Source organism: Xanthomonas sp. WHRI 8932A (assembly GCF_035012785.1).
Taxonomy (GTDB): domain Bacteria; phylum Pseudomonadota; class Gammaproteobacteria; order Xanthomonadales; family Xanthomonadaceae; genus Xanthomonas.
Genome location: NZ_JAYGQQ010000014.1, coordinates 97,971 through 111,037, shown reverse-complemented (window position 1 = coordinate 111,037; position 13,067 = coordinate 97,971). Strand labels below are relative to the sequence as shown.

The window sequence follows — 13,067 nt, the reverse complement described above, 5'->3', positions numbered from 1 at the left end:
ATAAAACTGCTTTGTCAAATAATTGGTGGGGGCTCACGGTGCAGGTCCGGATGCACAAGGACCTCCACATGTCTGCCACCGCTTTCGCTTCACGTCCCACCGCCCACGCCACGCCCGGTCTGTCGCTGACCACCCAGGTCGCAGGGCAGGCGGAGCTGCTGCCGCCGGCCGCGCTGGCGCTGCTGGTGTCGCTGCATCGGGCGATCGAGCCAGGCCGCCAGCAGCGGTTGGCCCAGCGACGTGCCCTCCAGGCCGCCTTCGACGCCGGCCAGCTACCGGACTTCCGTGCCGACACCCGCGCCATCCGCGAGGGCGACTGGCGCGTTGCCGCGCTGCCGGCGGCGTTGCAGGACCGCCGCGTCGAGATCACCGGCCCGACCGATCCGAAGATGGTCATCAACGCACTGAACTCCGGTGCCAAGGTGTTCATGGCCGACTTCGAGGATTCCACCGCGCCGACCTGGCGCAACCTGCTGGCCGGCCAGCGCGCCCTGGCCGCCGCTGTGCGCGGCGAGCTGACCTTCGATGCGCCCAATGGCAAGCACTACGCGTTGCGCCCCGAAGCCGAGCGCGCGGTGCTGATCGTGCGCCCGCGCGGCTGGCACCTGGACGAAAAACACGTCCACATCGATGGCCAGCCGCTGGCCGGCGGCCTGTTCGATGCGGCTCTGTTCGCCTTTCATAACGGCCGCGCACTGCTGGCCAAGGACCGCGGCCCGTACCTGTATCTGCCCAAGTTGCAGAGCATGGAAGAAGCCGCGCTATGGGACACCGCGCTGGCGCATATCGAAGCGATGCTGGGTCTGCCGCATGGGCAGATCAAGGTCACCGTGTTGATCGAAACGCTGCCGGCGGTGTTTGAGATGGACGAGATTTTGCACGCGCTGCGCGAGCGCATCGTCGGACTCAATTGCGGGCGCTGGGACTACATCTTTTCGTATCTCAAGACCTTTCGTGCGCACCGCGACCGCGTGTTGCCGGAGCGTGGCCAGGTCACCATGACCCAGCCGTTTTTGAAGGCGTATTCGGAACTGCTGATCAAGACCTGCCACCGCCGCGGCGCGCATGCGATGGGCGGGATGGCCGCGCAGATTCCGATCAACCACGACGAGGCCGCCAACGAGCAGGCCATGGCCCGCGTGCGCGCCGACAAGCTGCGCGAGGTCACCGCCGGCCACGATGGCACCTGGGTGGCGCATCCGGCCTTGATTCCGGTGGCGATGAAACTGTTCGACGAACACATGCCCACCGCGCATCAGCAGCATGTGTTGCGCAACGATGTACAGGTGACGCGCGACATGTTGATCGCACCGTCTGCCGGCAGCGTCACCCGCGCCGGTTTCGAAGGCAATGTCGAAGTCTGCGTGCGGTATCTGGCGGCCTGGCTGGATGGCAACGGTTGTGTGCCGATCCACAACCTGATGGAAGACGCCGCCACCGCCGAAATCAGCCGCGCGCAGCTGTGGCAGTGGCTGCATCACGGCCAGCATCTGGACGACGGCACCGCCATCGATCAACAGCTGCTGCAGGCAACCTTGCGCGCATTGCCGGCACGCTTGGGCACAACCACGGCACTCCCCGGCGCAGCGCGAATCGATGAAGCCATTGCGTTGCTGGAAGAACTCAGCCGCGCCGATGAACTCGCGGACTTTCTCACCGTGCCGGCGTACCGCTTGATCGACTAAGCACATCGCTGCAGCGACACCTCGCACGCTATCGCTGCACTCCTCACCTCCACGCAGTACACCGCCCGTTGCGCGCATGCGCAACGACGGCCTCGCCATGCCGCATGCCGTGTCATGCACGCCGTTTCTTCCTCGTTCCATCCGTCGTCCCTCTTCAGGAGAACGCAAGATGAGCACCGCACTGCAAAACGCCGAACAACTGCAGCAGGACTGGACCACCAACCCGCGCTGGACCGGCATCACCCGCAACTACACCGCCGCCGATGTGGTGCGCCTGCGCGGCACCGTGCATGTGGAGCATTCGTTGGCGCGCTTGGGCGCGGACAAGTTGTGGACTTCGTTGCACGCCACCCCGTTCGTCAACGCCCTGGGTGCGCTGACCGGCAACCAGGCGATGCAGCAGGTCAAGGCCGGCTTGAAGGCGATCTATCTGAGCGGCTGGCAAGTGGCAGCCGATGCCAACCTGGCCGGGCAGATGTATCCGGATCAGTCGTTGTACCCGGCTGATTCGGTGCCGGCGGTGGTCAAGCGCATCAACAACACCTTGCTGCGCGCGGATCAACTGCATCATGCCGAAGGTAACGACACTATCGACTTCCTGCAGCCCATCGTGGCCGATGCCGAAGCCGGTTTTGGCGGCGTGCTCAACGCCTTCGAACTGATGAAGGCGATGATCGAAGCCGGCGCTGCCGGCGTGCATTTCGAAGATCAGCTGGCATCGGTCAAGAAGTGCGGCCACATGGGTGGCAAGGTGCTGGTGCCCACGCGCGAAGCCATCGAAAAATTGAACGCCGCACGCCTGGCCGCCGATGTCTTGGGTGTGCCGACGCTGCTGATTGCACGCACCGACGCAGAAGCGGCCGATCTGATCACCAGCGACGTGGATGCCAACGATCAGCCGTTCACTACCGGTGAGCGCACCGTCGAAGGTTTCTTCAAAACCCGCAACGGGCTGGATCAAGCCATCAGCCGCGGGTTGGCGTACGCACCGTATGCGGATCTGATCTGGTGCGAGACCGGCAAGCCGGATCTGGAATTCGCGCGTGCATTTGCACAGGCCATCCATGCCAAGTTTCCAGGCAAGTTGTTGGCCTATAACTGCTCGCCCAGCTTCAACTGGAAGAAGAATCTCGACGATGCCACCATTGCCAAATTCCAGACCGAGCTGGCGAGCTATGGCTATAAATTCCAGTTCATCACCCTGGCTGGTTTCCATGCACTCAACTACGGCATGTTCCACCTGGCGCACGGCTATGCGCGTCGCCAGATGAGCGCCTTCGTCGAGTTGCAACAAGCCGAATTCGATGCGGCGGAAATGGGCTTCACTGCGGTCAAGCATCAACGCGAAGTGGGCACCGGCTACTTCGATGCGGTGACGCAGGCGATCCAGCAGGGGCAGTCGTCCACCACCGCGCTGCGCGGCTCTACCGAAGAAGAACAGTTTCACGGCGAGAAGGCGGCCTAGCCTGCAGCGGGCTGCCCACGTTTCGCCACCCCGGGAGGGGGAAGGGCTCGGGAAACCGGGCCCTTTTTTTTTAAGCAGTACCCGACAATTCGTCTCTTTTGTAATGAGAACAAGTGTGATCTGGTGCTGAACAAGGGGGTCCTGTAGGATTTGTCCATGGGCTAACGTTGCAGGCCGGCCTAAGGAAACAGGATGACTTGCCACAACACCGCAGGCGCAGTCGAGCCGACGGGGAGCGTCGCCAAGACGCTCTCGGACGGGCTGCATGCGTTGATGACCGCTGACGAACTGGCGTTTTTCGCCCGTTTCGGCCGTACCCGTGAGCTTGCCGCAGGCCAGGCGCTGTTCGAGCGCGGTGCGATCGGCACGCAGATGTTCATCGTGGTGAGTGGCCAGATCGACCTGGATTTTGGCGAGGATCTGATGCTCAAGCATCTGGGCCCGGGCGAATTTTTTGGCGAACTCGGCCTGCTGATCGGCGATCACGCGCGCAGTGCCGGTGCCAGCGCATCCATGGACAGCCGCCTGATCGAACTTGCGCACGACGATTTTCAGCGTCTGGTCGACCACGACCCTTCGATGGTGGCGCATTTCCTGCGTCGCTCTATCGTGCGCGTGGTCAACAACGAGCAGTTGCTGATCCGCCAGCTGCGCCGTCGCAACCACGATCTGGAAGCGGCGCTGGATAATCTCTACGTCACCTCGCATCAGCTCAACCACACCGAAGAACTCAGCCGTACCGACGAGCTGACCGGGTTGCACAACCGGCGCGGTCTGGCGCTGTATCTGCAGGAATGCCGACGCGCCGGCAACGTGCCGGGCGTCGGCCTGATTCTGATCGACTGCGACCGCTTCAAGCGCATCAACGACGAGTTCGGTCATCTTGCCGGCGACCGCGTGTTGCAGAACGTGGCGCATGCGTTGCGTTCGGTCATCGCCGAAGGCGACCTTGCCTGCCGTCTTGGCGGTGACGAATTCTGCGTGCTGGTCGCGCAAGGCACCCCGGAACTGGTGCACCACATCGGCGAGTGCATCGTGCGCGCGGTGGAGGCGCGCCTGTGCAACGGCCAGAGCGAGCAGGGCTGCTCGGTGAGCGTCGGCCTGTGCATGATCGATGCCGATGCGGCCTGGAACGACTGGTACACGCTCGCCGACAGCGCGCTGTACGAAGCCAAGCGCCAGGGCGGCAATGTGTTGGCCATGCACGAAGCGCTTGCACCGCTGCCATCTGGCACCACGCATGCACCGGGGCATCGCTAAGGCATGAGCGCCCGCACCCACGCACGCAAGGACGCGTCGTCGGAGGCGATGCAGGCGCCGCGTCTGCGGACCCTGTTGCTCACCGACCTGTGCGATTCGACCGCACTGGTCGAACGCATCGGCGACAACGCCGCCGCCGCGCTGTTTCGCGAACACGATCGGTTGGTGGTCAAGCTGCAGCAGCAGTGGCGCGGCCGCCTGATCGACCGCTCCGACGGCTTGCTGCTGTTGTTCGACCGCCCGATCGACGGGTTGGGCTTTGCGCTGGATTACGCGCGTGGGCTCAAGGCGATGAGCGATGCCCACGCGCTCATTCTGTGCGCACGCCAAGGTCTGCATGTCGGCGAAGTGCTGACCTGGCGTAACAGCGACGAGGCGGTGAGCATCGGCGCCAAACCGCTGGAAGTCGAAGGCCTGGCCAAACCGACCGCCGCACGCCTGATGTCGATGGCGCGGCCTGGGCAGATCCTGATCTCGGCCGTGGCCGAATCGCTGACACACCGCGCCGCGCGCGAACTGGGCGAGCGGGTCGAGCGCATCCTGTGGAAATCCCACGGCCGCTGGCGCTTCAAAGGCGTGCCCACGCCGATGGAAATCTACGAGGTCGGCGAAGTCGGCCTGACCCCACTGCGCACCCCGAAAAACTCCGCCAAGGCGTGGCGCGATGTGCCGTTGTGGCGCCGGCCGGCGGCGTTGGCGACGGAGGTCGCATTGATCGTGCTGACCGCCGGCATCTTGTGGGTCATCGGTCGTCCGGAGCCTGCCATCGCTTTTGCCGAACGTGATTGGGTGGTGGTCGGCGATCTGCATAACCTCACCGACAGCGCCGTACTGGATGACCCGTTGCAGCAGGCGTTACGGCTCAGTCTCCAGCAGTCCAAGCACGTCAACCTCGTGTCCGAGAAACGCGCGCACGACATGCTGGAACTGATGAAGCAGAGTGATCGTGCCAAGATCGATCGTGCGTTGGGTGCGCAAATCGCCCTGCGCTCGGGCGCCAAAGCTCTGATATTGCCCAGCGTGGCGGATGTCGGCGGAAACCTCCGGGTCACCGTCGAAGTGATCGATCCTGTCACGCAGGCGACGATCTACATGTATCACTCGGAGGGCCGCGGCCAGCGCTCCCTGCTGTCTTCGATTGACGCAGTCAGCTCCAATCTGCGCGCAGGACTTGGCGAAACGCTAGCGTCGATCAAGGTGAATTCTGCACCGCTGCCGCGCGTGTCCACTGCAAACATGGATGCATTGAACGCGTACGCACTGGCGCAGCGCGAATTTGGCACCGGGCATTATCGGCGTGCACGCGATTATTACATGAGGGCCGTGGAGCTTGATCCGACATTTGCACTGGCCAATGTCGGCGTCGCGCGCTGTAATTATTACTTGGAAGAGCCACTCCTCGGATTGCCTTATCTGGAAAAAGCCCTCAGCTTCCGAGAAAAGCTTCCTCCGCGCGAGCAGGTCTACCTGGACGCGTGGTACGCACAGATCAAGGATCCAATAAACGCATACGAGAAATGGATGCAGATGGCCAATCTGTATCCGGATGATTTCGCTGCGGCCGAAAATACGGCGTACGCGCTGGAAGCGCGCAATCGCTACAGCGAGGCGCTTGTCTATGCCAAGAGTGCGGCATCGTCGCGCTACGAATATGATCCGTTGGCATTAGAGCTTCTCGGTCGGATGCAGTTGGCGTTGGGAAAAAAGAAGGAAGCACTGGCAGCATTTCGCTCGGCAAGAGCGTCAGGTCTGGCATCGGCTGCAGTCTGGGAAGCGGTCACCCTGGCGGTGATGGGAGATTTTCCGGCTGCGCATGCCATCTGGCCGGACGAGAAACGCCTGGATGTCGCCTATTTCGATCAGGTCTCCATCTATATCGATGAAGGGCGCAGCGACAAGGCGCTTCCAGAAATACAGCGTCTTTCCAACGGGATAGAGCACACGTCGACACGCTATCGCCAATCGGTCGTCGCCATGGCCGCAGCCCAATATGCGCAGGGACAGCATGCCGAGGTCTTGGCGACGATCAAGGCGACGGTTCCTGAGGCGTTGGCGAGTATCTCAACAAGCGCGGATGGTTTCAGCCAGCGCTCCAATGCCGTGGTCGCCGCTTCCTTGGCATTGTTAGGGCAACGCCTGGGGCACGCGGCAACGGCCAAGGCGGTCTTGCAGACCCTCATGGCCAAGCCGGAGTTGGCCAAGATGCCCTCTGTGGCCGAGCTGGTCTTGCTGCTGCAGGCACGGACGGCGCTCCTTGAGGGGCGCGCCAGCGAGGCCGTCCAGCTGCTCAAGCCGCGTCTGGATGGTACTGAGGCGTACCAGTATCACGTCGTCTTGAAAGAGGCGTACACGTCTTTGAACGATCAACGTTCTGCGGCAGACGAATCCAGATGGCTGAAAAACGCGCATGGGCGCGCTTATGCCGAGTTCGGCGGCTGTGGGTGGTGCCAGCAGCCGATGAATGTCTTCGATGCCATGAAGGCTGGCGGCAAATGAACCAGGATGTCATTTGCCGCAGCACGATTACTTCTTGAGCTGGGGCGTCGATCCCGAGGGAACATTGAGTCGAATCGGCTGCATATTGACCGACGACGTCAGGCTGACGTGGATGTCGTCGCGTGCCTGTGCGATGGAAGCCTTGTCGGCCAGGGTTTCTACCTTGAGTTGAGCGGCGAGCAGTGCGGCATCCTCGGGGGGGTGACCGACCTGCACCAGTGCGGCCTTCGGGTCGTTCTTGAACAGATCGCGGAATCCATCATCGGTTGCCAGAAGATCCAGCAGCCTGTGCGCGGTGTCCGGTTGTAGCGGGGCAGGGCCTTTCTCGTTCTCGTTCATGCTCTTCAATGGTAGGGAGGTCTTCAAGAAATCTAAGTCCAGACCGCTAGAAGATCAATCTAAAGATGAGTTCAAGAACATGCGGGTAAGGCGTTGTGCGGTTGTCTATCTCGAGCCTAGAGAGTCTGTTGCAATTGATCTTGTCGATTTGTGCGCAGGAGGTGCCGGTGCCTCGCGCGCATTACGCTGGGTGGCGCTTGCGCCGCATCTGGATGCGGAGTGTGTCCTGACCGAAACGGAAGCGCTTGTGTTGGGCCGGATGAGTCCGAGCAAATGGCAAGACGCCACGACCATTAAAGACCCATCTGTTGTGCGATCGCTGTTGGACAAGGGTCTGCTGCTAGAAGACAGCGAACAGACGCATCCGGCACAACAGCGCGATACCGTACAGCGCCACAGCCAGTGGCATCCACTCGCAGCGACCTATCACGCCTTTACCCGTTGGAACGATGTCGACTCAGCACGGGCAGCCAAGGACGCAGGCGCGGACACTGCAAGCGCATTGCTGCGGACCTTCGGCCCGCCGCCGCCCGAGCAGGTGCGACGGGGAACGACCGATGCAATCTGCCTCGCACGCGCCCATGACCACGGCTACCTGGACACAGTGCTCCGACGTCGTACCACCTGCAGAAATTTCGAAACCGATGCGCACATGGATGCTGCGGTGTTTGCGCGGATCATCGAGCGAACCTTCGCTGCAAATGCAGTGCTGGAGGCCGATCCGGAAACCGTGTTTCTCAAGCGCTCAAGTCCGTCGGGTGGCGGACTGCATCCTTTGGACGCGTATCTATTGATCCGCAACGTGTCGGGTATCGCGGATGGGATTTACCATTATCTTCCCGTCGATCATGCCCTGGAGCCGCTTGGTGTGGAGGTGGACAATCTGCAGGATGTCGCGCTGAGTTTACTGGCAGGGCAGGACTGGTTCGCCAATGCGCAGGTGATCGTGGCGCTCTGTCCGCGTTACTACCGCAATTTCTGGAAGTACCGCATGCATGCAAAGGCGTATCGCGCGCTTGCGCTGGAAGCAGGCCATTTTTCGCAAACGCTGTACATGGCAGCCACAGATGTGGGCTTGGGTGCATTCGTCACCTGCGCGATCAATGAAGTCCAGATCGAAGCATTGCTCGGCCTGAAGCCGATCATGGAAGGTGTTGTGGCGCTGTGCGGCTTCGGTGTGCGCGGCGATAGCATGCAAACCATGGAGCTTGATCCCAACAACGAAGTCTGGGCGTCCAGCTAGCCGACAATTCTTGCGTGATCGGCTGCCGCGTTGGGCGCCGCCGTCATGCCAAGCGCGCGTACATGTCGATGCCGAAAACGGTGGACCATCCCGCGCACTGCGCGGGTGGCTCCATCGTGGGATCACGGCATCTGTTATGGAGTGATGGCGTTCGGTCGATGTGCCGCACTCCGCATTGCGCTCGGTGGATAGCCGCCGAGCGCAATGCTGTCAGTATCCGCAGATACATTCAGCCGACTCCGGCTGCACCACCGGATACCTACTTCCGAATCGCCTGCGTATGCGTCTTCAGCGCATCGCTCAGGCCGGTGACCTTGTCGGCACCTTCCGGGACGGTGAGGCTGGAGCCTTCGAAGTCCGCGCCGATCGGTTGCGCGCGGCCGCCCAGGCATTGGCTCAGGAACCCTTCGGTCACCGCGTTGAAGGCCTTGCTGTTTTCCGGGCGCCTGAAGCCGTGGCCTTCGTCGGGGAACAGCACGTAGGTCACCGGGATGTTCTTGGCCTTCATCGCGTTGACGATCTGGTCGCTCTCGGCCTGTTTGACGCGTGGGTCATTGGCGCCCTGGCCGATCAACAGCGGTTTGCTGATCTTGTCGACATGGGTCAGCGGTGAGCGTTCGGTCAACCATTGCTTGCCGGCTTCGGTGGCGGGGTCGCCCATGCGCTTGGTCAGCTGCTTGTAGAGGCTGGCCCAGTACGGTGGCACGGTGCCGAGCAGCGTATTGAGGTTGGCCGGGCCGACGATGTCCACGCCGCACTTGAATGCGTCCGGAGTGAAGGTCATGCCCACCAGCGTGGCGTATCCACCGTAGCTGCCGCCCATGATGGCGACCTGGTCGGGCTTGGTGACGCCCTGCTTGACCGCCCACTGCACCGCATCGAGTAGATCGTCGTGCATCTTGGCGGCCCACTCGCCGTTACCGGCATTGGTGAAGGCCTTGCCGAAGCCGGTAGAGCCGCGGAAGTTCACCGACAGCACCGCGTAGCCGCGATTGGCCAGCCATTGTTCGTAAGGGCCGTAGCCATAGCTGTCGCGCGCCCACGGGCCGCCATGCACGAACAGCACCAACGGCACCGGCTTGTCGGCCTTGCCGTCGTGGTTGGCGTCGGCCTCGGCGGGGAGAGTGAGGTAGCTGACCAGGGTGAGGCCATCGCGCGCGGTCAGTGCCTGCGGCCACATCGGCACCAGCGGCTTGCCGTCGAGTGCGGGGCGGGCGGAGAACAGTTTGCTCAGCTTGCCGCCGTCGGCGCGATCGTAGCGGTAGTACGTGGTCGGCGTTTCCGCAGCCGAGTAGGCCACGATCCAGTTGCGGTCATCGAGCGTGCGTGCGGAGACCTCGGCATCGCCGGTGCCGAGCGACTTGAGTTTCTGCAGGTCGGCAGCGATCCCGGTATCCAGCGCCTTCCATTCTTCGCGTAGATAATCGGTGGAGACCGCCTGTACCACGCCGGTCTTGGGGTCGCTCAAGGTTTTGCCGACGTCGACCTTCGGGTTTTCGAACAGCAGCGTGCGTGCATTGCTGGCGGTGTCGATGGCATACAGCGCAGCGGTATCGCGGCTGCGCGAATCCTGCATGTACAGCGTCTTGCCGTCGTCGGTCAGTCCTTGCGGCGAGGTATTGGTGACATCCTCGAACGGAATGCGATCCACGCTCTTCCACGCCTTGCCATCGGGCACCAGCAACTCACTGCCGGCATCGTCGGTGGCACGGGTGGCATAGCGCAGCTGGTAGTCGCCGTCGAGCAGATAGGTGCCGAGGCTGTCGGTGTTCTTCTGCACCAGGGTGCGTTTACCCGATGCCAGATCGACCCGATACAGGTCGTGCCACTTGGCGTCGCGGTCGTTCATGCCGACCATGATCGACTCCGGGTGGTGTGCGCTGATCCTGACCACCTCGGCATTGGTTTTCTGGAACGGGGTGAGGTCCTTGCTGCTGCCATCGCTCAGGTTGACCGAGAACAGATGGAAATCCTCGTCGCCGCCGTTATCGCGCAGGTACAACAAGGTGTCGGTGTGATGGGTCCAGAAATAGCTGCGGATGCCGCGTGCGGTGTCCTTGGTGATCGCGCGTGCCTGATCCGGTGCATCCACCGGCGCGACCCAGACGTTGAGCACGCCGTCCAGCGGGGCCACCCAACTCAGGTACTTGCCGTCCGGACTGATGCTGACGTTCGCCCGCTCGGGATTGCCGAACAGCGCGTCGCGGGTGATCAGTTCCGGCGCTGCCGCCGGTGCAGGCGTGGCAGCCGGCGTCGGGGTTGCCGCAGTGCTGTCGGCCGGTGCGGTCTTGTCGCTGCAGGCGGACAAGGCCAGCAGCATGCTGGAAACGAGAAGCAGGCGTTGCATGAAAGTCTCCGGTTGGGGGTCGCGGCCAATCCAGCCGATACTGCCACGCTACGACCAGGACCGACGCGCGCGGACGTGCCGTTGGTCACCCTGCCGGGCGGGTCTACGCTTTCGCGGACACGAATTCCACCAGTAAGGCGGCGTCGGCGACCAGATCGCCTTCGGCCACCAGATACGCCTGTACCGTGCCGTCGCTGGGGGCGTGCAGGGTGTGTTCCATCTTCATCGCCTCCAGCACGACCAACGCCTGTCCGCGAGTGACCGGTTGCCCCGCTGTCGCGACCAACGCCACGATGCGGCCGGGCATCGGTGCAGTGAGTCCGCCGACGTCGTGCGCTGGCTGGTCCGCCTCCAGCAACGCGTCGTGGTGATGGAAGATCGCGCGTTGGGTGGAATCACTGACGATCAGCGCGGTGCCATCACGCAAGGCGTGCGCACGCCACTGGCGACCATCCAATTCCACGCGCAGTGCGTTGTCGTGTGCGTGGTAGCGCAGGGTGTGTGTGGTGCCTGCGTGCGTGACCTGCCAGGCATCGGCGAGGCGACGCACGCCCAGTTCGCGATGCTCGCCAGCGGCTTCCAATCGCACGGTGTGCGCTGCATGCGCGCCGATGCGCCAGCCATCGCTATCCTGCCACGGCGAAAAGGGGTCGGCCGGGTCCGGCGTCGCCTTGGGCAACGCGTGTGTCATCAACACCGCCGCCAGACACCACCAGGCGGTGTCCGGGACCACCGCATCGGCGAACAGCGCTGCATGTTCGCGTTCGATCAGCGCGGTATCCAGATCGGCAGTCGCAAATGCGTGGGTGCCGACCAGCCGCGCAAGGAAGGCGCTGTTGGTGGTGACGCCCACTGCATGCACCTGCGCCAGCGCCTCGCGCATACGCGCCAGGGCGGCGGGGCGGTCGACATCCCAGACGATGAGTTTGGCGATCATCGGGTCGTAATACGGGCTGATGGTGTCGCCTTGCTCCACGCCTGCGTCGATGCGCACATGCGCGCTGGCAGCCGGCAACTGCAGCTGGCGCAAGGTGCCGGTCGAAGGCAGAAAACCGCGGTCGGCATCTTCGGCATACAGGCGCGCTTCCAGTGCATGGCCGTGGATACGCAGTGCATCCTGGCGTTGCGGTAGTGGCCCGCCTGCGGCCACGCGCAGTTGCCACTCGACCAGATCGGTGCCGGTGATCAACTCGGTTACCGGGTGCTCTACCTGCAGCCGGGTATTCATTTCCATGAAATAAAAATCGCCATCCGGCCCGGCGATGAATTCCACCGTGCCTGCGCCGACGTATCCCACCGCGCGCGCTGCATCCACGGCTGCCTTGCCCATCGCCGCGCGGCGTTGTTCGGTCATGCCGGGTGCGGGCGCTTCTTCCAGCACCTTCTGGTGCCGGCGCTGCACCGAGCAATCGCGTTCGAACAGATACACCACCTCGCCATGCGTATCGCCGAACACCTGGATCTCGATATGCCGCGGACGCTCGACATATTTCTCCACCAGCACGTGCGCATTGCCGAATGCCGATTGCGCCTCGCGCTGGCAGCTGGCCAATGCCTCGTCGAACGCGGCGCTGGTATCGACCCGCCGCATGCCCTTGCCGCCACCGCCGGCGCTGGCCTTGATCAACACCGGGTAGCCGATGGCATCGGCTTGCGCACGCAAAAACGCAGGGGCCTGTTCGTCGCCGTGATAGCCCGGCGTCAACGGCACGCCCGCACGTTCCATCAACGCCTTGGCCGCGCTCTTGTCGCCCATCGCGCGGATCGCGCTTGCAGGCGGGCCGATAAACACAATACCTGCTTGCGCGCAGGCATCGGCAAACGCGGCGTTTTCAGAGAGAAATCCATAACCGGGGTGAATCGCCTGGGCGCCGCTGACACGTGCCGCATCGATAATCGCATCGCCGCGCAGATAGCTCTGTTGCGCCGGTGCCGGGCCGAGATGGATCGCTTCGTCGGCCAGACGCACATGCCGCGCATCGCGGTCGGCATCCGAATACACCGCCACCGTGGCAATACCGAGCTTGCGGCAGGTTGCCATGATCCGGCACGCGATCTCGCCGCGATTGGCGATCAGGATCTTGTCGAACGGCCGCTGCGGTGCTGTGGCAATGGAGTCGTGCTGTGTCATCGGGTCGGTCTCTGCACATCGCCAGCGTGGCCGGCGGTCGTGCGATTAAAGTCTTGCGATTAAAAGCGCGGATGTGTCGTTGTGCGAAGACAGCAGGTGCG

At 63.0% G+C, this 13,067-nt stretch carries 8 protein-coding genes; 5 read left to right on the top strand and 3 right to left on the bottom strand.

Going from position 1 to position 13,067, the window contains the following annotated elements; genetic code table 11:
• Positions 1–68 precede the first annotated feature (68 nt).
• The 4 genes from aceB to VC212_RS21120 all read left to right on the top strand — a co-directional run bounded on the left by aceB (position 69) and on the right by VC212_RS21120 (position 6,906).
• The gene (aceB, locus tag VC212_RS21135; RefSeq protein WP_323526856.1) at positions 69–1,685 is read left to right on the top strand and encodes a malate synthase A; all 1,617 of its coding nucleotides are present in this window, start codon (positions 69–71) and stop codon (positions 1,683–1,685) included.
• 169 nt (positions 1,686–1,854) lie between these two features.
• The gene (gene aceA / locus VC212_RS21130) at positions 1,855–3,150 is read left to right on the top strand and encodes an isocitrate lyase (RefSeq protein ID WP_055853656.1); all 1,296 of its coding nucleotides are present in this window, start codon (positions 1,855–1,857) and stop codon (positions 3,148–3,150) included.
• A gap of 192 nt (positions 3,151–3,342) precedes the next feature.
• A complete protein-coding gene (locus tag VC212_RS21125; RefSeq protein ID WP_115526749.1) occupies positions 3,343–4,410 on the top strand; it encodes a GGDEF domain-containing protein in 1,068 nt (355 codons plus the stop codon).
• Between the two features lie 3 nt (positions 4,411–4,413).
• Positions 4,414–6,906 carry a putative peptide modification system cyclase gene (locus VC212_RS21120; RefSeq protein ID WP_323526855.1) on the top strand — a complete coding sequence of 831 codons (2,493 nt, stop codon included), beginning with the start codon at positions 4,414–4,416 and terminating at the stop codon, positions 6,904–6,906.
• A gap of 27 nt (positions 6,907–6,933) precedes the next feature.
• On the opposite strand, the gene VC212_RS21115 is transcribed toward VC212_RS21120, so the two are convergent.
• Positions 6,934–7,245 carry an NHLP-related RiPP peptide gene (locus VC212_RS21115; RefSeq protein ID WP_115526751.1) on the bottom strand — a complete coding sequence of 104 codons (312 nt, stop codon included), beginning with the start codon at positions 7,243–7,245 and terminating at the stop codon, positions 6,934–6,936.
• Between VC212_RS21115 and VC212_RS21110 the strand changes: the two genes are divergently transcribed.
• Positions 7,244–8,488: a putative peptide maturation dehydrogenase gene (locus tag VC212_RS21110; protein WP_323526854.1), complete on the top strand. Its 1,245-nt coding sequence runs from the start codon at positions 7,244–7,246 to the stop codon at positions 8,486–8,488. The two genes, VC212_RS21115 and VC212_RS21110, sit on opposite strands and share 2 nt — an antisense overlap.
• Before the next feature lie 259 nt (positions 8,489–8,747).
• Here the strand turns inward: VC212_RS21110 and VC212_RS21105 are convergent, their stop codons facing one another.
• Positions 8,748–10,835, bottom strand: coding sequence for a S9 family peptidase (locus tag VC212_RS21105; RefSeq protein WP_323526853.1), 2,088 nt, complete (start codon positions 10,833–10,835; stop codon positions 8,748–8,750).
• A gap of 103 nt (positions 10,836–10,938) precedes the next feature.
• Complete coding sequence (locus VC212_RS21100) at positions 10,939–12,966, bottom strand: acetyl/propionyl/methylcrotonyl-CoA carboxylase subunit alpha (RefSeq protein WP_323526852.1); 2,028 nt, start codon at positions 12,964–12,966, stop codon at positions 10,939–10,941.
• Positions 12,967–13,067 lie beyond the last annotated feature (101 nt).

Bases quoted from the DNA above. Each gene is read 5' to 3' on its own strand.
- aceB (WP_323526856.1), top strand. From the start codon at position 69: ATGTCTGCCACCGCTTTCGCTTCACGTCCCACCGCCCACGCCACGCCC.
- aceA (WP_055853656.1), top strand. From the start codon at position 1,855: ATGAGCACCGCACTGCAAAACGCCGAACAACTGCAGCAGGACTGGACC.
- VC212_RS21125 (WP_115526749.1), top strand. From the start codon at position 3,343: ATGACTTGCCACAACACCGCAGGCGCAGTCGAGCCGACGGGGAGCGTC.
- VC212_RS21120 (WP_323526855.1), top strand. From the start codon at position 4,414: ATGAGCGCCCGCACCCACGCACGCAAGGACGCGTCGTCGGAGGCGATG.
- VC212_RS21110 (WP_323526854.1), top strand. From the start codon at position 7,244: ATGCTCTTCAATGGTAGGGAGGTCTTCAAGAAATCTAAGTCCAGACCG.
- VC212_RS21115 (WP_115526751.1), bottom strand. From the start codon at position 7,245: ATGAACGAGAACGAGAAAGGCCCTGCCCCGCTACAACCGGACACCGCG.
- VC212_RS21105 (WP_323526853.1), bottom strand. From the start codon at position 10,835: ATGCAACGCCTGCTTCTCGTTTCCAGCATGCTGCTGGCCTTGTCCGCC.
- VC212_RS21100 (WP_323526852.1), bottom strand. From the start codon at position 12,966: ATGACACAGCACGACTCCATTGCCACAGCACCGCAGCGGCCGTTCGAC.